The sequence below is a fragment of the Streptomyces sp. NPDC097619 genome, assembly GCF_040302735.1.
Classification (GTDB): domain Bacteria; phylum Actinomycetota; class Actinomycetes; order Streptomycetales; family Streptomycetaceae; genus Streptomyces.
The window spans coordinates 13,029-30,175 of record NZ_JBEOSD010000066.1 but is presented as its reverse complement, the minus strand read 5'-3'; the positions used below and the strand labels follow the sequence as shown (position 1 = coordinate 30,175).

The following is a 17,147-nucleotide window of genomic DNA, read 5'->3' as shown; positions in this document are numbered from 1 at the left end:
CCGGCCTTTGCCGTTGCCGCCGCGCGGGGTCGGGGCGGAGCCCCGAGGGCCTACACCGTCGACGCCATCGCATCGATCTCCCGGCGGGTCGGCATCGAGGCGGTCGCCCCGGGCCGCCGGACGGAGACGGCCGCGGCGGCCGAGGCCCAGGCCAGGGCCTCCCCGACCGGGCGGCCCTCCGCGAGGGCCACCGCGAGGGCCCCGGTGAACGTGTCACCGGCCGCCGTCGTGTCCACGGCCCGCACCCGTGGCGTCGGCACCCGCAGCGGCTCCCGGCCCCGGGCCGCGTACAGGCAACCCGCCGCGCCCAGCGTCACCACCACCTCGGGCACCCGCTCCAGCAGTGCCCCGGCCGCCGCCGCCGGATCCGCGAGACCGGTGAGGGCGGCCGCCTCGTGCTCGTTGGGCACCAGCAGGTCCACCAGGGAGAGGAGTTCCTCGGACAACGGCCGCACGGGGGCCGGGGTGAGCACCGTACGGACCCCGTGGTCGCGGGCCGCCCGGGCCCCGGCGAGCACCCCCTCCGGGGGAAGCTCCAGCTGGAGCAGCAGCGCGTCCGCGGCCGCGATCCTCGCCGCGTCCCCCGCCACCAGGCCGGTCACGGAGGCGTTGGCCCCGGGCACCACCACGATCGCGTTGCCGCCCTCGTCGTCCACCGTGATGTGCGCGGTGCCGCTCGCCCCCGGCACCGTCCGCAGCCCGGCCGTGTCCACCCCGGCCTCCGCCAGCGCGGCCCGCAGTAGTTCCCCGAAGGCGTCCTCGCCCACGGCGCCCACCATGGTCACGGCACCGCCGGAACGGGCCGCGGCCACGGCCTGGTTGGCGCCCTTGCCGCCGGGCACGGTCCGGAACTCGCGCCCGGTGACCGTCTCCCCGAGGCGCGGGGCCCGGGCCACGTACGCGACCAGGTCCATGTTGGTGCTGCCGAGGACGGCGATCCGGGCGGCGGCGGGGCGCGGAGCGGTGGCGTTCACGGGCGTACTGCCTCCTGTGCGGTGAGGACGGCCAGGGTGTCGAAGCCGGTCCCGTCGAAGCCCGCCACGGTCGTGGCGAGCCGGTTGCGGAGCGGCGCCGTCCAGCGGGCCGGGAGCGCGGCGGGGCTCCCGGCGAGGAGCCCGGCCAGGGAACCGGCGGTGGCCCCGTTGGAATCGGTGTCCCAGCCGCCGGACACCACCCGGCAGACGGAAGCCGTGAAGTCCCCGTCGGCGTGGGTCAGGGCGGCGGCCAACAGGGCCGTGTTGGGCAGCGCGTGCACCCAGTGCAGCCTGCCGTACTCGGCGTGCAGCAGGTCCACCACCCGGTCGAAGTCCGCGTGGGCGGCGGCCGCGTCCACGCCGAAGCGGACCGCGGCCGCCAGCCGGGACCGGGGCGGCACCACGGCCAGTCCGGCCCGCAGCGCCCGGTGCACGTCGCTGCCGCCGCCCGCGGCCTCGGCCAGCGCGGCGGCCGCGAACATCGCCGCGTACAGCCCGTTCGCGGTGTGCGTCAGCCGGGCGTCCCGGTACGCCTGCCGGGCCGCGGCCTCCGGGTCCCCGGGGTTGGTCCAGCCGTGCAGGTCGGCGCGGATCAGCGCCCCGATCCACTCCCGGAACGGGTTCTGGTGGGTGGCGGTCTCCGGGGGTTCCAGGCCGAGGAGCAGATTGCGGTACGCGATCCGCTCGGCGGTGAAGGCGCGGCCCGCGGGGAGTTCGTCCAGCCAGACCCGGGCGAGGTCCTCGGTGCGGAACCCGCGCCCGTACCGGCGCAGCAGGACCAGGCCCAGCAGCGGGTGGTCCAGATCGTCGTCCTCGGGGGCGCCGTCGATGTTCTCGGCGAGGGAGGTGGCGGCGCTGCGCCGGTTCCACGGGTACGCGGCGAGCAGCGCGGGCGGCACCCCGCGGGCCGTGAACCAGTCGTCCAGCGGCCAGTTGCCGGTCGAGCGGGCCAGCGCCCGGATGCCCTCCAGCGGCAGCTTCTCCACCGGTTTGCCGAGGACGCAGCCGACGGCCCGGCCCAGCCAGGCGGCCTCCAGTCGGGCGGTGAGCCCCGGATCGGCCCGCCGCGGCACGGCCGGCGGTTCCGGCGCGCCGCCGCGGGCCGCCGTGATCCCGGCCAGGTCGGAGGGTTCCAGGGCGGCCAGCGGGGAGGGCAGCGCCGCCAGTGCGGCGAGCAGCCGAGGGGCGAGGGCGCGCAGGGCGGGGGAGGCCGGGGCGGGGGAGGCCCCGGCCCGCTCCGGGGCGAGGGCGCCGCCGGCGGCCCGCCAGGCCGCCGCGATCCGGGCCACGGCGGCCGGGTCCCGCCCGTCCTCGCCGGCCTGCCGCAGCTCGTGCCCGACGAGGTCCTCGGGCTGCGCCCAGGTCAGCCGGAGGGCGCCGGTCCCGTGACCCGCCTCGGGCGTGGGTGCGGGTGCGAGGGTGTCGGTCACGGCCGGTCCGGGGCGGTCAGGGCGGTGAAGGCGGCCTCGTGGGCGCGGCGGCGGGCGAGGTCCGCGGCGTGGACCTCGCGGGCCACGGCGGCGAGGGCGGCGGCGGGGGCGTACAGGTCCAGCCGGCTGGCCTCGCCGACCCGCTTCGCCCAGGCGGCCGGGATCACGGAGTCCCCGGCGAGGGCGCCGGCGAGGGCTCCGGCCATGGTGGCGATGGAATCGCAGTCCCGGCCGTAGTTGACGGCGCCGAGGACCGCCGGCTCGTAGCGGCCGTCCGCCACGAGCAGCATGCCGAGGGCGATCGGCAGTTCCTCGATGGAGTGCAGCCGGGAGGGGCGGCGGGCGCCGAGGGAGGGGTTGCGGTAGTCCGGGCCGACCTGGTCGAAGGGGGCCACGGCGGCCCGCAGCGGACCGATGGCGGCCTCCGGGTCCCGGTGCCGCTGGGCGGTCTCGCGGACCGCCTCGACGGCGGCGCGGGTGCCGTCCTTGGCGAGGGCGAGGGCGGTGTCCACCACCGAGCCCGCGGTGGCGCCGGGCAGGCAGGCCGCGGCCACCGCCGCCGCGAACACCCCGGCGGCCTCCCGGCCGTAGGAGGACTGGTGGGCGCCGGCGAGGTCCAGGGCCTCGGCGTAGGCCCCGTGCGGGTTCCCGGCGTTGACGAGGCCGACGGGCGCCATGTACATCGCGGCCCCGCAGTTCACGATGTTGCCGGTGCCCGCCTCGCGGGGGTCCACGTGCCCGTAGTGGAGCCGGGCCACGATCCACTTCTCGGCGAGGAAGATCCGCTGGAGCGGCAGGGCCTCGGCCTCCAGTTCGGGGATCCAGCGGGGGGTGCCCATGAGGTCGGGCACCAGGTGCTCGGCCACCGCGTAGGCGTCGAGGTGGCCGCGGACCTTCTCGTAGACCCGGACCAGGGCGTGGGTCATCAGGGTGTCGTCGGTGACGTGCCCGTCGCCCTTGTGGTACGGCGCGATGGGGCGGGCGGTGCGCCAGTCCGGGTGGAAGGGGCCGACGATCCCGCGGACCGGCCCGCCGTGCCGTTCGTTGATCTGTTCGGGGGTCCAGCCCTCCACGGGGCCGCCGAGGGCGTCGCCGACGGCGGCCCCGACCAGGCAGCCGGCGGCCCTCTCCTCCAGGGTGGGCGTCACGGTGGGCGTCATGAGGATCGATTCCCTTCGGGGGTGGTGAGTCCGGTGCTGTCGAGGAGCGCGGCGAGTTCCACCAGGTCGGTGCCGGCCAGGCGGGGCAGGGCGCAGCCGGAGAGCGTGCGGCAGGCCTCCCGCCAGGTGGCGGGGAGGGAGTCGCCGCCGCCGAGGGCGCCGGTGAGGGCGCCCGCGAGGGCGGGGGCGGAGTCCGCGACCCGGGAGAGGCAGGCGGCGGCCGGTACGGCCTCGGTGACCCGGCCGCGGGCGGCCGTGGCCAGGGCGAGGGCCACCGGTACGGTCTCGGCGGCGGCCACGCCGTAGCTGTAGACGTGGTCGACGATCCGGTGCTCCAGGACCGGCACCAGGGCGAAGGCCCCGTCGGTGCCGGCGCGGGCCAACCGGACCGCCTCGCGCGCGTTGCGGCCGATCTCGGTGCCCTCGGGGAGCTGCGCCAGGGCGGCGTCCACCCCGGCGTCGATCCCGGCCCCGCCGAGCGCGGCGGCCACGGCTGCGGCGATGGCGCGGGCCCCGTGCACTCCGTCGCCGTCCTGGGTGTAGCGGGCGTCGAACTCGGCGAGGTCGGCGGCGGCCTCCGGGTCCCCGGGGTGCACCAGGGCCAGGACGGCCGCCCGGACGCAGGCCGCGTCGTCGAAGTAGTGCGGGTTGTCGTGGCCGGTGGCGGGCGGGCGGAGTCCGGCGGCGAGGTTGCCCAGGCCCGCGCGGACGGAGATCCGGGCGCGCAGGGGCAGCACCGCGGACTCCACCTCGGGGGCGCGGTCCGAGGCCGCCGCGACCTCGGCGGCCAGGGCGTTCCAGGCCAGGTCGAGGGCGGCCCGCATGCGGCGGGCCCGGCTGAGGTCGCTGAGCGGGGAACCGGCCGCGGTGAGCACCGACTCGGCCGCGAACGCGGCCCATTCGGCGTCGTCGGAGGGGCCGAGGCGGAGCGGTTCGGGCGGCTGGTTGAGGGCGATGGGCACCGGCAGGGTGGTGGTGGCGTTCTGCTCGGCGAAGGTGTCCAGTTCGCGGGTGAGGCGCCGGGTCCACTCGGGCATCCGGGCGGCCCGGTGCCGGGCCGCGGGCCAGCCCGCCGCGTCCCCGGCGGCCAGCCCCAGCAGCAGCCCCTCGGTCCGCCGCGGCCCCGGGGCGGGGGCCGCCACGGATCCCGGGGTCGGGTCCGGGGGCGAGGTCGGCGCGGTGCCGGTACGGGTGGTTCCGGTCCGGCGTGCGGAATCGTTCCCGCCCGTGTCCGTCCGGTGGGCGGGCCGGGTGGGGCGGGCGGGCCCCGGAGCCCGGCCCGCGGGGCCCTTGGCGGGCACCGGGACGGGCGGGGGAGCGGTGGCGGGGGCGGAGGCGGCCGACACCGGGGAGAGCCCTTCGGCGGCCACGGGACCGGCGGCCACGGCACCGATCGCGGAATCGACCGTGGAGCGGACCACGGGGACGACCACGGGGACGGGTACCGGCACGAGCACGGGGACGGGCGCCGGGGCCGCGGCCCCGGTCGGGCCCGGGTCCCGGCCCGGAGTCGGAGCCGGGGTCGGGGCGGGGGCCGTGGTGGGGGCGGGACGCGGGGTCCGGGTCACGGGGCGGGCTCGCTTTCCGGGGCGGGGTCGGGGGTGAGGAGGTCCGCGATGTCCAGGACGTGGTGCCCGCGCATCGCGGGCAGGCAACTGCCGCGCACCGGGCCGATGGCCGCCGCCCAGTCCGCGGGGATGGCCCCCACCCCGGACAGCGCGCCGGCCAGGGCGCCGGCGACCGCCGCGGTGGTGTCCGCGTCGCGGCCCATGTTCACGGCGGTCAGCACGGCGCGGGTGAACTCCCCTTCCGCCGCGGCGAAGGCGCCGAAGGCCAGCCCCACGGCCTCGGGGGCCAGATCGGTCCACGGGTAGCCGCCGATGACCACCGCGGAGCGGACCGCCCGCTCCCCGCGCGGCGCGGCCGTGACCGCCCGGCGCAGCGAGCGGGCCGTCCACGAGTCGGACGGGATCACGGACAGGGCCGCGGAGACCACCGAGGCCGGGCTGCCCCCGGCCATGGCCGCGGCCACTCCGGCCGCGACGGCCTGACCCCCGTAGATGCCCTCGCCCTCGTGGCTGACGGTGCCGTCCACGGCGACCAGCCGGGCCGCCTCCGCGGGGCGGCCCGCCGCGAACACCCCGAACGGGGCCGCCCGCATGGCCAGTCCGTCGCTCCAGGCGTGCCGGTGCTGTGCGGAGATCGGGGCGGCGAGGCCCCGCCGGAGGTTCTCCAGGGTGCCCCGCTCCGAGAACCCGGCGCCGCGGAAGGGACCTTCGTCCCGGTCGGCGATCCAGCGGTGCCAGGCCCGTTCCACGTGCGCGACCGTCAGGGCCGATCCGTAGCGGGCCAGCAACAGGCCCGAGAACACGGCGTACTCGGTGTCGTCCGTGCCCGCCGGGTCCTCGGAGACGAAGCCCTCGATCCGCCCCCACCGGGCCCGGATCTCGGAGGGCCTCATGTTCTCCGCGGGCGCGCCCAGCGCGTCCCCGACGGCGAGGCCCAGCAGGGCGCCCCGGGCCCGTTCCAGCCGGACCTGCGGATCGCATGCAATCAGCGCCATGGCGACACCTCTCCGTGTCGTGGAACCGTCCGCGCCCGCGGGGGATTCCGCCGCGGGGCCGGTCGTGGGGCCCGTCACGGGCCCATGGGGGATTTGTGCCATGCGGAGGGGTGCGCGGGGTGGCGCGAAACACCTCCCGTCACCCGGTCGCCGGCGGCCGAAACCGCAGGTAAGTACGGCCTGGCTTGCTGGCGGGCGGCGAAAATCGTGCGTAGTTTCGAGGCATCAGGGGGGAGGCGGGCTCCTCGGGCCGCCGCCTGCACGGAACTTGCACGAAAGGGGAGCGAAGCCGCATGTCCATCATCGACGTCGAAGCACCGCTGCACGAACACCACCGCGACAACCACACGCACCGCGATGTGAACGGCGGCTGGCTGCGACCCGCGGTGTTCGGTGCCATGGACGGGCTCGTCTCCAACCTGGCGCTCATGACCGGTGTCGCGGGCGGTGCCGTGTCCCCGCAGACCGTGGTCGTCACCGGACTCGCCGGACTGGCCGCCGGTGCCTTCTCGATGGCGGCCGGCGAGTACACCTCGGTGGCCTCGCAGCGGGAGCTGGTGCTCGCCGAACTGGACGTGGAACGGCAGCAGTTGCGCAAGCACCCGGTGGACGAGATGGAGGAGCTCGCCGAGCTCTACGTCTCCCGCGGCGTGGAGCCCGCCCTCGCCCGCGAGGTGGCCATGCAGCTGTCCAAGGACCCGGACCAGGCCCTGGAGATCCACGCCCGCGAGGAGCTGGGCATCGACCCGGACGACCTGCCCTCGCCGATGGTGGCGGCGGTGTCCTCCTTCGGCTCCTTCGCCCTCGGCGCCCTGCTGCCCCTGCTGCCGTACCTGCTCGGGGCCACCGCCCTGTGGCCCGCCGTCGCGCTGGCCCTGCTCGGCCTCTTCCTGTGCGGGGCCGTGGTGGCCCGGGTGACCGCCAGCAGCTGGTGGTACAGCGGTCTGCGGCAGTTCCTCCTCGGCGGGGCCGCGGCGGCCGTCACGTACGGCATCGGCGCGGCGATCGGCCGCGCCGTCGGCTGACCCGGCCGCCCCGTCCGATCCGGCCGTCCCCTCGGTCCCGGCCGATCCGGTCGTTCCCGGGTCCGTCCGGGGCGGCGGGTGCCGGGGCGGTCGCGGTCGCGGGGCGGGCTGCCGGCACCCCGTGCCCCGGGGCGTCGACGGCGCGTCCCGGCCCGGATCCGGGCCGTCCGTTCCGTGTCACTCCGTGCCCCTTCGTCCCTTCCGTCGCCGAGGCGGGAGGGACGGGTGTTTTGGGGGTACAGATGTGACGCACGCCCCGGCCGACCGGGCCCTTGTGCTCTGGCGCGGGGGCAGGGAAGTGAGACACTATGCATGACGCAACATAAGTAGTCTGTTGCCTCGTCGTTTCAATCACATGTACGACGGGCATGACAGCAAGGCGCTCGGGCAAGGATGCCCGCCCCGCGTCAGGACCCATCACCGGCGATCCGTCCGCCGCGGTCCCCTTTCACACCACGTGCCGTGTCCGCATGGTGGAACGCAATATCCGGTTCCCGGGATTGCGGCCATCATGTAACCTGCACGCAAATTTCGCAGAGGGCCAACGTCGTCCCTCGGCACTTGCCCCCAGCCCCGCTGGGAGGTGCCCCCAGTCACGACGACGACGGGAGAGCCGATGCGTTCCGCATCCACGCACTCCGCGACCGGCCCCAGCACCACGGCCTGGTCGCCCATGGACGGTCGCCCCGCCCCGCAGGGCATGTACGACCCGCGCAACGAGAAGGACGCCTGTGGCGTCGGATTCGTGGCCAACCTCACCGGCGAGGCCAGCCACACCCTCGTCGAGCAGGCACTGACCGTACTGCGGAACCTCGAGCACCGCGGCGCCACCGGCTCCGAGCCGGACTCCGGTGACGGCGCGGGCATCCTGTCGCAGGTCCCCGACGCCTTCCTCCGCGAGGTGGCCGGCTTCGAGCTCCCCGCCGCCGGCTCCTACGCCGTGGGCATCGCCTTCCTCCCCGCCGACGAGGCCGGACAGGCCGAGGCCGTGGCGAAGATCGAGGCCATCGCCGCCGAAGAGGACCTCACCGTCCTCGGCTGGCGCGAGGTCCCCGTCACCCCGGGCCTCCTCGGCAACGGCGCCCGCGCCACCATGCCGGCCTTCCGCCAGCTCTTCGTGAGCAACGGCGCGAGCGGCCTGGAGCTGGACCGCAAGGCGTTCGTGCTGCGCAAGCGCGCCGAACGCGAGGCGGCCACCTACTTCCCCTCCCTGTCGGCCCGCACCCTCGTCTACAAGGGCATGCTGACCACCGGGCAGCTGGAACCCTTCTTCCCGGACCTCTCCGACCGCCGCTTCGCCTCCGCGATCGCCCTGGTCCACTCCCGGTTCTCCACCAACACCTTCCCGAGCTGGCCGCTCGCGCACCCCTACCGGTTCGTCGCCCACAACGGCGAGATCAACACCGTCAAGGGCAACCGCAACTGGATGCGCGCCCGCGAGTCCCAGCTCGCCTCGGACCTCTTCGGGCAGGCGGACACCCTGGAGCGGATCTTCCCGATCTGCACCCCCGACGCCTCCGACTCGGCCTCCTTCGACGAGGTCCTGGAGCTGCTCCACCTCGGCGGCCGGTCCCTGCCCCACGCGGTCCTGATGATGATCCCGGAGGCGTGGGAGAACCACACCTCCATGGACCCGGACCGCCGCGCCTTCTACCAGTACCACTCCACGATGATGGAGCCCTGGGACGGACCGGCCTGCGTCACCTTCACCGACGGCACCCAGGTCGGCGCGGTCCTCGACCGCAACGGCCTGCGCCCCGGCCGCTACTGGGTCACCGACGACGGCCTCGTCGTGCTCGGCTCCGAGGTCGGCGTCCTCGACATCGACCCCGCCAAGGTCGTCCGCAAGGGCCGCCTCCAGCCCGGCCGGATGTTCCTCGTCGACACCGCGCGCAAGCGCATCGTCGAGGACGACGAGATCAAGGCGGAGCTCGCCGGAGCCGCCCCGTACGCCGAGTGGCTGGAGACCGGCGAGATCGAGCTGGAGGACCTCCCCGAGCGGGAGCACATCGTCCACACCCACGCCTCGGTCACCCGCCGCCAGCAGACCTTCGGCTACACCGAGGAAGAGCTCAAGATCATCCTCGCGCCGATGGCCCGCTCCGCCGCCGAGCCCATCGGCTCCATGGGCACGGACTCGCCGATCGCCGCCCTGTCCGAGCGCCCCCGGCTGCTCTTCGACTACTTCACCCAGCTCTTCGCACAGGTCACCAACCCGCCGCTGGACGCCATCCGCGAGGAGCTCGTCACCTCGCTGCGCTCCTCCCTCGGCCCGCAGTCCAACCTGCTGGAGCCCACCGCGGCCTCCTGCCGCTCGGTCTCCCTGCCCTTCCCGGTGATCGACAACGACGAGCTGGCCAAGCTCATCCACATCAACGCCGACGGCGACATGCCCGGCATGAAGGCCGCCACCCTGGCCGGCCTCTACCGGGTCTCCGGCGGCGGCGACGCCCTCGCCGCCCGCCTGGAGGAGATCTGCGCCGAGGCCGACGCCGCCATCGACAACGGCGCCCGCCTCATCGTCCTCTCGGACCGCCACTCGGACGCCGAGCACGCGCCGATCCCCTCGCTGCTGCTCACCTCCGCCGTGCACCACCACCTCATCCGCACCAAGCAGCGCACCCAGGTGGGCCTGCTGGTCGAGGCCGGCGACGTCCGCGAGGTCCACCACGTGGCCCTCCTCATCGGCTTCGGCGCCGCCGCGGTCAACCCGTACCTGGCCATGGAGTCCGTCGAGGACCTGCTGCGCGCGGGCACCTTCCTCCAGGACGTCGAGCCCGAGCAGGCCCTCCGGAACCTGATCTACGCCCTCGGCAAGGGCGTCCTGAAGGTCATGTCCAAGATGGGCATCTCCACCGTGGCCTCGTACCGCGGCGCCCAGGTCTTCGAGGCCGTCGGCCTCGACGAGGAGTTCGTCGCCCGGTACTTCAACGGCACCGCCACCAAGATCGGCGGCGCGGGCCTGGAGGTCATCGCCAAGGAGGTGGCCGCCCGCCACGCCAAGGCGTACCCGGCCTCCGGGATCGCCCCGGCGCACCGCGCCCTGGAGATCGGCGGCGAGTACCAGTGGCGCCGCGAGGGCGAGCCGCACCTGTTCGACCCCGAGACGGTCTTCCGGCTGCAGCACGCCACCCGCAACCGCCGGTACGACATCTTCAAGCAGTACACGGACCGGGTGAACGAGCAGTCCGAGCGCCTGATGACGCTCCGCGGCCTGTTCTCCTTCAAGAGCGACCGGCCCGCGATCTCCGTGGACGAGGTCGAGCCCGTCTCCGAGATCGTCAAGCGCTTCTCCACCGGCGCCATGTCGTACGGCTCCATCTCCAAGGAGGCGCACGAGAACCTCGCCATCGCCATGAACCGGCTGGGCGGCAAGTCCAACACCGGTGAGGGCGGCGAGGACCCGGACCGCCTGTACGACCCGGCCCGCCGGTCCTCGATCAAGCAGGTCGCCTCCGGCCGGTTCGGTGTCACCAGCGAGTACCTGGTCAACGCGGACGACATCCAGATCAAGATGGCGCAGGGCGCCAAGCCCGGCGAGGGCGGCCAGCTGCCCGGCCACAAGGTGTACCCGTGGGTCGCCAAGACCCGGCACTCCACCCCGGGCGTGGGCCTGATCTCCCCGCCGCCGCACCACGACATCTACTCCATCGAGGACCTGGCCCAGCTGATCCACGACCTCAAGAACGCCAACCCGGTCGCCCGCATCCACGTGAAGCTGGTCTCCGAGGTCGGCGTCGGCACGGTCGCCGCGGGTGTCTCCAAGGCGCACGCGGACGTGGTCCTGATCTCCGGCCACGACGGCGGCACCGGCGCCTCCCCGCTGACCTCGCTCAAGCACGCGGGCGGCCCCTGGGAGCTCGGCCTCGCCGAGACCCAGCAGACCCTGCTGCTCAACGGCCTGCGGGACCGGATCGTCGTCCAGACCGACGGCCAGCTCAAGACCGGTCGCGACGTCGTCATCGCCGCGCTGCTGGGCGCCGAGGAGTTCGGTTTCGCGACCGCGCCGCTCGTCGTCTCCGGCTGCGTCATGATGCGCGTCTGCCACCTGGACACCTGCCCGGTCGGCATCGCCACCCAGAACCCGGTGCTGCGCGACCGCTTCGCCGGCAAGCCCGAGTTCGTCGTGAACTTCTTCGAGTTCATCGCGGAGGAGGTCCGCGAGCTCCTCGCCGAGCTGGGCTTCCGCACCCTGGAGGAGGCCGTCGGTCACGCCGAGCTCCTCGACACCGCCGCGGCCGTCACGCACTGGAAGGCGCAGGGCCTGGACCTGGAGCCGCTGTTCCACGTGCCGGACCTGCCCGAGGGCGCCGTCCGCCACGCGCTGGTCGCCCAGGACCACGGCCTGGAGAAGGCCCTCGACAACGAGCTGATCAAGCTCGCCGCCGACGCCCTCTCCGCGGCCACGGCCGAGGAGGCCCAGCCGGTCCGCGGCCGGGTCGCCATCCGGAACATCAACCGGACCGTCGGCACCATGCTCGGCCACGAGGTCACGAAGAAGTTCGGTGGAGCGGGCCTGCCCACCGACACCATCGACCTCACCTTCACCGGCTCCGCCGGGCAGTCCTTCGGGGCCTTCCTGCCGGCCGGTGTCACCCTCCGCCTGGAGGGCGACGCCAACGACTACGTGGGCAAGGGCCTCTCCGGCGGCCGCGTGATCGTCCGCCCGGACCGGGGTGCCGACCACCTCGCCGAGTACTCCGTCATCGCGGGCAACACCATCGGCTACGGCTCGACCGGCGGCGAGATCTTCCTGCGGGGCCGCACCGGCGAACGCTTCTGCGTCCGCAACTCCGGTGCCCTGGTGGTCTCCGAAGGCGTCGGTGACCACGGCTGCGAGTACATGACCGGTGGCCGCGCCGTCGTCCTCGGCGAGACCGGCCGCAACTTCGCGGCGGGCATGTCCGGTGGCGTCGCGTACGTGATCGACCTCGACCGCGACCACGTCAACATCGGCAACCAGGGCGCGATCGAGGGCCTCGGCGACGAGGACCGCACGTGGCTGCACGACGTCGTGCGCCGCCACCACGAGGAGACCGGTTCCACGGTCGCGGAGAAGCTCCTCGCCGACTGGGACACCGCGGTGAACCGGTTCAGCAAGATCATTCCGACCACGTACAAGGCAGTGCTCGCCGCCAAGGACGCCGCTGAGCTGGCCGGACTCTCCGAGTCCGAGACCACCGAGAAGATGATGGAGGCGGCGACCCATGGCTGACCCGAAGGGCTTCCTCACCACCCCCCGCCAGACCGCCTGCTCCCGTCCCGTCGAGGAGCGGCTCAAGGACTGGAACGAGGTCTACGTCCCCGGCTCCCTGCTGCCGATCATCAGCAAGCAGGCCGGTCGTTGCATGGACTGCGGCATCCCGTTCTGCCACAACGGCTGCCCGCTGGGGAACCTGATCCCCGAGTGGAACGACTACGCCTACCGCGAGGACTGGCAGGCGGCGTCGGAGCGGCTGCACGCGACCAACAACTTCCCGGAGTTCACCGGGCGGCTGTGCCCGGCCCCGTGCGAGTCGGCCTGCGTGCTCGGCATCAACCAGCCGGCCGTCACCATCAAGAACGTCGAGGTCTCGATCATCGACAAGGCGTGGGACAACGGGGACGTCACCCCGCAGGTCCCCGAGCGCCTGTCGGGCAAGACCGTCGCCGTGATCGGCTCGGGCCCGGCCGGCCTGGCCGCCGCCCAGCAGCTGACCCGGGCCGGCCACACCGTGGTCGTGTACGAGCGCGCCGACCGCATCGGCGGGCTGCTGCGGTACGGCATCCCCGAGTTCAAGATGGAGAAGGTGCACATCAACCGCCGCATCGAGCAGATGCGCGCGGAGGGCACCAAGTTCCGCACCGGCATCGAGGTCGGCCGCGACATCACAGCCACGGACCTGCGGAAGCGGTTCGACGCGGTGGTCGTCGCGGCGGGCGCCACCGTCTCCCGCGACCTGCCGGTCCCCGGCCGCGAGCTCAACGGCGTGCACTTCGCCATGGAGTACCTGCCGCTCGCGAACAAGGTCCAGGAGGGCGACTTCCTGGCCCCGCCGATCACGGCCGAGGGCAAGCACGTCGTGGTCATCGGCGGCGGCGACACCGGCGCCGACTGCGTCGGCACCGCCCACCGGCAGGGCGCCCTCTCGGTCACCCAGCTGGAGATCATGCCGCGGCCCAACGAGGAGCGGAACGCCGTCTCCCAGCCCTGGCCGACCTTCCCCATGCTGTACAAGGTCACCTCGGCCCACGAGGAGGGCGGCGAGCGGATCTACTCCGTCTCCACCACCCACTTCGAGGGCGACGAGGACGGCAACGTCCAGGCCCTGCACCTGGCCGAGGTCGAGTTCGTCGAGGGCAAGCTGGTCCAGAAGCCCGGCACCGAGCGCCGCATCCCGGCCCAGCTGGTCACCCTGGCCATGGGCTTCACCGGCACCGACCGCGGCAACGGCCTGGTCGAGCAGTTCGGGGTCTCCCTGGACGAGCGCGGCAACATCGCCCGCGACGCCGCCTACGCCACCGACGTGGACGGGGTCTTCGTCGCCGGTGACGCGGGCCGCGGCCAGTCCCTGATCGTGTGGGCCATCGCCGAGGGCCGCTCCGCGGCGCGCGGCGTGGACCGCTACCTGACGGGCACCAGCACCCTCCCGTACCCGGTCAAGCCCACCGACCGCTCCCTCCTGGTCTGACCCGCCCCGGCGGGCCCCACCTCCCGGGGGCCCGCCGGAACCGGACGTTTCCTCCCGGAACGTACTACCAGGTAATGTGACAGAAGCCGTCCCCGCGACGGCGCCCCCTCTCGCTTGGGAGGACCCACCCCGCCGTCCCCGCGACGGCGCCCCCTCCCCGCCGGGGAGGACCCCTCATACGGTCCGCACAAAGACGTGCGGAACACCCGACACGGCGCCCGCTGTCCCCGACCAGGGAGCGGGCGCTGTGGCGTTCCCGGGCTACTCCGGGGCGAACTCGTACTGGAGCTCGTAGAGGTGGCCGGCCTTGACCATGACGGTCGCCTCCACGGGGCGGTCGTCGTCGCTGTAGACCGTCCGCAGGGTCCGCAGCACCGGAAGGTCGCTCGGTAGCCGGAGGCGTGCGTACTGCTCTTGCGTCGGTACTCGTGCCGAGACGCGGTCGACACTGCGGCGGGGCGGGAAGCCGAGCTCGGTGAGCAGGGTCGGGGTGCCGCCACGGATCTTCTTCGCCTGTGCGAGCGGAGTGTCCCGGGCGATCTCGGACGGGTAGTACGAGGTGACCAGCTCCACCGGCTCGTCGTCCAGTGTGAGCAGCTGGCTGCGGACGTGTACGCGAGTCCCTCCGGGGAGGCCCAGGGCGGCGGCGACGTCCGCCGGGGCCGGGGCCGGACGCACGTCGAGCAGGGTGACGGAGGCCCGTCCGCCGTGCCGCGCCGTCTCGGCCAGCCAGGGGAAGGCGCCGCCGCCGGTCGCGGACGTGAGTGATCCGGCCGGCCGTACCACCCGGTGGCGCTTCTCCCGCACCGTGACGGCGGACCCCGGCCTGCCGACGACGAGCCGCTCCTCCTTCAGCAGGTGCAGGGCCTTCTGGATGGTGGCGGCGGAGGCCTCGAACCGGGTCCGGAGGTGGGTGGTCGACGGCAGGTTCGTGCCCGGTGCGAGGTCGCCGTTCATGATCTCCTCGCGGAGATCGGCGGCGATCCGCTGGTGCAGCGGCCGGTGGTCGATGGGGTCCGGGCCGGAGGTGGGCAAGGTCATCCGATCGTCGTCTCGTAGCGGAGGCGTTGGCGGTGGGCGGGCATGGTCATCAGGTCTGCCTGGTAGGGGCGGCCGTCGGGGCCGTGGGTGGTGCGGCTGATCAGGAGGACCGGGTCGGTGGCGGAGAGGGCCAGGAGGGCCTGCTCCGTGGGGTCGGGGAGGCGGGCGGTGACCTCTTCGACGATGCGGGCGGGGCGGTGGCCCAGGGCGGCGAGCAAGGTGACGGCGCCGCCGCGGATCTTCGCCGTGGCGGCGAGGGCGGTGCCGGCGGCGATCTCGGCGGGGTAGTGGGTGTCGGTCAGTTCGACCGGTTCCCCGTCCAGCTCGATGAGGCGGCGGCGTACGACCACCAGGGTGCCGGGCTCCAGGCCGAGCAGGGCCGCCGCCGCGGGCGGGGCGGGCTCCTCGCCCGCGTACAGGACGCGCTGCCCGCCGCGTCGCCCGCCGGCCGCGGCCTCCTGGGTCCAGGCGTCGGCGGCCCCCGCGGCCTGCGGGGTCACGTACGGCAACGAACTGCTGATCCAGCTTCGGTCACTCACCCTTGCCTCCCTGCCCTCGGCGCCGCTGCGGGACCACGGTATGCGACCGGTGGGGTGCATTCCAGGGAAAACCTCATCGCTATTCGCGAATAGCGATATGGTTCTGCTCACTTTCGGCTCGTCAGTTGGAGTGCGCATGTGCAGTGTTCGGGAGCAACGGTTCCCCAAGTCGGCAGCGTCCGTGCGTGCGGCCAGACAGTTCACCGGTGATGTCCTCGCGGGCTGGAGGGCGCTGGACAGGTGGGACGACATCCGGCTGTGCGTGTCCGAGCTCGCGGCCAACGCCGTGCGTCACGGAGTCCCTGACGGTCGGGACTTCCAGGTCCGCATCTCTTGCTCGGGAGACCGCGTCGTCGTCGAAGTGCGGGACAGCGGACGGTCGATGCCCGAGTTCCGAAGGGTGGGACCGCAGGATGTCGCCGGTAGGGGGCTGTGGATCGTCAGTCGACTCGCCGATGCCTTCGGGGTCCTGGACGAGGCGGTGGGCAAGTCGGTCTGGGCCACCTTCAAGGGTGCGATGCCCGATCGGGACGCGGGGGCGCCCCGGCCGTCCTGTTGAAACCTGCCCGGTCGGTTGAGGCCGGGTGGGGTGGGTCAGGAGGGCGTGGGGGATTCGGCGGCTCGGGCCACGTCGTCCAGGTCCTTGGTGATGGCCTTGCGGACGGCCCGGGTGCCGAGGGGGCCGAGGAGGCGGACGGCCAGGGGGAGCTTCTCGCCGTGCTGGGGGGTCGCGCCGAAGGTCATGCGGACGGTGGTGCGGTCCGGGGCGTCCTCGGTGAGGCGGAACTCGGTGACGTAGTGCATGCCGGAGTTCTCGGCCTCGCAGACGTACCGGTGGGGGGCCTCGCAGGCCGTCACCCACATCTCCTCGGTGGCGGACTTGCCGAACATGCGGCGGGTCTCCCGCCACCGGGTGCCCACGCCGAAGGCGCCCGGGGTGAGCACCTCCACGGACTCCAGGCCGCTCAGGTGTCGCGGGGAGCCGGCCAGGTCGGTCAGGATCCGCCACACGGTCGCCGCGGGCGCCGCGATCTCGCGGTCCACCCACACCTCGCTCGTCTGTCCCATGGCCGGATTCTCGCCCCGTCCGGGGCCCGCCGCGAGGCGGGCGGGCCGGGTGGGTCAGGCGGGAGGGGTGGGATCGGCGGGAGGCGCGGGGCGGGGGGCCGGGGGGTCGGTCAGGCGGAGGTCGATCCAGGGGACCGTGTCGCCGGGCAGGAGGTACCGCTCCGTCTCGGTGAAGCCCTGGCGGAGGGCGAAGCGCAGGCCGTCGGGGTTGGAGGAGAGGACGACCGTCTCGATCTCCCGCGCGCCCAGGGAGCGGGCGAGGGCCAGGCTCCGGTCGTAGAGGAGCGTGCCGAGGCCCCGACCACGGTGCTCGGGGAGGATCCGGGCGATGACCGTGGCCGTCCCGCCCGCGCCGTCACCGGTGTCGTCGTCGTTCCCGGGGGCTGCGGGTGCGGGTGGGCGGACCGTCGTGCAGCCCACCAGGACCCCGTCCAGGTGGGCGACCTCCAGGTGGTTGCGCCCGGCGCGCTCCCGGACCTCCTCGGCGGAGAGCGGGTGGGCCGGGATCACCGCGTTGTGCACGTGTCGCCAGTCGGCGAGCGCGCGCTCGTCCTCCGGGCGGTGCACGGTCAGGGCGGGCGCGGGGGCCTGGCGTTCATGATCGGTCGGGGGCACGGGGACAGCAGACCCGGAGCGGCGCCCGCCCGTCAACCGGATTCCCGGAGCCGGATCCGCC

General features: G+C 74.3%; 13 protein-coding genes. 4 read left to right on the top strand and 9 right to left on the bottom strand.

Going from position 1 to position 17,147, the window contains the following annotated elements; all coding sequences use genetic code 11:
- Positions 1–50 precede the first annotated feature (50 nt).
- The 5 genes from ABTZ17_RS19410 to ABTZ17_RS19390 form a co-directional block, all read right to left on the bottom strand.
- The gene (locus ABTZ17_RS19410; RefSeq protein WP_502994741.1) at positions 51–914 is read right to left on the bottom strand and encodes a ribokinase; all 864 of its coding nucleotides are present in this window, start codon (positions 912–914) and stop codon (positions 51–53) included.
- Positions 915–970: 56 nt separating this feature from the next.
- Entirely contained in the window at positions 971–2,404 is a 1,434-nt protein-coding gene (locus ABTZ17_RS19405; RefSeq protein WP_352196875.1) for an ADP-ribosylglycohydrolase family protein, read from the bottom strand.
- Positions 2,401–3,564 (bottom strand): ADP-ribosylglycohydrolase family protein, encoded by a 1,164-nt coding sequence (locus ABTZ17_RS19400; RefSeq protein WP_352196874.1) that lies wholly within the window; start codon positions 3,562–3,564, stop codon positions 2,401–2,403. The genes ABTZ17_RS19405 and ABTZ17_RS19400 overlap by 4 nt, the downstream gene beginning before the upstream one ends.
- Complete coding sequence (locus ABTZ17_RS19395) at positions 3,561–4,910, bottom strand: ADP-ribosylglycohydrolase family protein (RefSeq protein ID WP_502994740.1); 1,350 nt, start codon at positions 4,908–4,910, stop codon at positions 3,561–3,563. The genes ABTZ17_RS19400 and ABTZ17_RS19395 overlap by 4 nt, the downstream gene beginning before the upstream one ends.
- 218 nt (positions 4,911–5,128) lie before the next feature.
- On the bottom strand, positions 5,129–6,127 hold the full coding sequence (locus tag ABTZ17_RS19390) for an ADP-ribosylglycohydrolase family protein (protein WP_352196873.1): 999 nt from the start codon (positions 6,125–6,127) through the stop codon (positions 5,129–5,131).
- Positions 6,128–6,420: 293 nt separating this feature from the next.
- On the opposite strand from ABTZ17_RS19390, the gene ABTZ17_RS19385 reads away from it, so the two are divergent.
- The 3 genes from ABTZ17_RS19385 (at position 6,421) to ABTZ17_RS19375 (ending at position 13,823) form a co-directional block, all read left to right on the top strand.
- Positions 6,421–7,152: a VIT1/CCC1 transporter family protein gene (locus tag ABTZ17_RS19385; RefSeq protein WP_352196872.1), complete on the top strand. Its 732-nt coding sequence runs from the start codon at positions 6,421–6,423 to the stop codon at positions 7,150–7,152.
- Positions 7,153–7,825: 673 nt separating this feature from the next.
- The gene (gltB, locus tag ABTZ17_RS19380; RefSeq protein ID WP_502994739.1) at positions 7,826–12,367 is read left to right on the top strand and encodes a glutamate synthase large subunit; all 4,542 of its coding nucleotides are present in this window, start codon (positions 7,826–7,828) and stop codon (positions 12,365–12,367) included.
- The gene (locus tag ABTZ17_RS19375) at positions 12,360–13,823 is read left to right on the top strand and encodes a glutamate synthase subunit beta (protein ID WP_352196870.1); all 1,464 of its coding nucleotides are present in this window, start codon (positions 12,360–12,362) and stop codon (positions 13,821–13,823) included. Before gltB ends, ABTZ17_RS19375 begins: the two co-directional genes overlap by 8 nt.
- Before the next feature lie 261 nt (positions 13,824–14,084).
- On the opposite strand, the gene ABTZ17_RS19370 is transcribed toward ABTZ17_RS19375, so the two are convergent.
- Both ABTZ17_RS19370 and ABTZ17_RS19365 read right to left on the bottom strand, forming a co-directional pair.
- Positions 14,085–14,864 carry a GntR family transcriptional regulator gene (locus tag ABTZ17_RS19370; RefSeq protein WP_352196869.1) on the bottom strand — a complete coding sequence of 260 codons (780 nt, stop codon included), beginning with the start codon at positions 14,862–14,864 and terminating at the stop codon, positions 14,085–14,087.
- Positions 14,861–15,403 carry a UTRA domain-containing protein gene (locus tag ABTZ17_RS19365; RefSeq protein ID WP_352196868.1) on the bottom strand — a complete coding sequence of 181 codons (543 nt, stop codon included), beginning with the start codon at positions 15,401–15,403 and terminating at the stop codon, positions 14,861–14,863. Before ABTZ17_RS19365 ends, ABTZ17_RS19370 begins: the two co-directional genes overlap by 4 nt.
- 40 nt (positions 15,404–15,443) lie before the next feature.
- Here ABTZ17_RS19365 and ABTZ17_RS19360 point away from each other — a divergent pair, with 40 nt between their 5' ends.
- Positions 15,444–15,962, top strand: coding sequence for an ATP-binding protein (locus ABTZ17_RS19360; RefSeq protein WP_352196867.1), 519 nt, complete (start codon positions 15,444–15,446; stop codon positions 15,960–15,962).
- Between the two features lie 35 nt (positions 15,963–15,997).
- Here the strand turns inward: ABTZ17_RS19360 and ABTZ17_RS19355 are convergent, their stop codons facing one another.
- Positions 15,998–16,471, bottom strand: coding sequence for an SRPBCC family protein (locus tag ABTZ17_RS19355; RefSeq protein WP_352196866.1), 474 nt, complete (start codon positions 16,469–16,471; stop codon positions 15,998–16,000).
- A gap of 54 nt (positions 16,472–16,525) precedes the next feature.
- Complete coding sequence (locus tag ABTZ17_RS19350) at positions 16,526–17,086, bottom strand: GNAT family N-acetyltransferase (RefSeq protein ID WP_352196865.1); 561 nt, start codon at positions 17,084–17,086, stop codon at positions 16,526–16,528.
- Positions 17,087–17,147: the final 61 nt, after the last annotated feature.

Excerpts from the sequence above, each read along its gene's own strand:
- ABTZ17_RS19410 (WP_502994741.1), bottom strand. The coding sequence starts at position 914 with ATGGACCTGGTCGCGTACGTGGCCCGGGCCCCGCGCCTCGGGGAGACG.
- ABTZ17_RS19400 (WP_352196874.1), bottom strand. The coding sequence starts at position 3,564 with ATGACGCCCACCGTGACGCCCACCCTGGAGGAGAGGGCCGCCGGCTGC.
- ABTZ17_RS19390 (WP_352196873.1), bottom strand. The coding sequence starts at position 6,127 with ATGGCGCTGATTGCATGCGATCCGCAGGTCCGGCTGGAACGGGCCCGG.
- ABTZ17_RS19385 (WP_352196872.1), top strand. The coding sequence starts at position 6,421 with ATGTCCATCATCGACGTCGAAGCACCGCTGCACGAACACCACCGCGAC.
- gltB (WP_502994739.1), top strand. The coding sequence starts at position 7,826 with ATGGACGGTCGCCCCGCCCCGCAGGGCATGTACGACCCGCGCAACGAG.
- ABTZ17_RS19375 (WP_352196870.1), top strand. The coding sequence starts at position 12,360 with ATGGCTGACCCGAAGGGCTTCCTCACCACCCCCCGCCAGACCGCCTGC.
- ABTZ17_RS19370 (WP_352196869.1), bottom strand. The coding sequence starts at position 14,864 with ATGACCTTGCCCACCTCCGGCCCGGACCCCATCGACCACCGGCCGCTG.
- ABTZ17_RS19360 (WP_352196867.1), top strand. The coding sequence starts at position 15,444 with ATGCGACCGGTGGGGTGCATTCCAGGGAAAACCTCATCGCTATTCGCG.
- ABTZ17_RS19355 (WP_352196866.1), bottom strand. The coding sequence starts at position 16,471 with ATGGGACAGACGAGCGAGGTGTGGGTGGACCGCGAGATCGCGGCGCCC.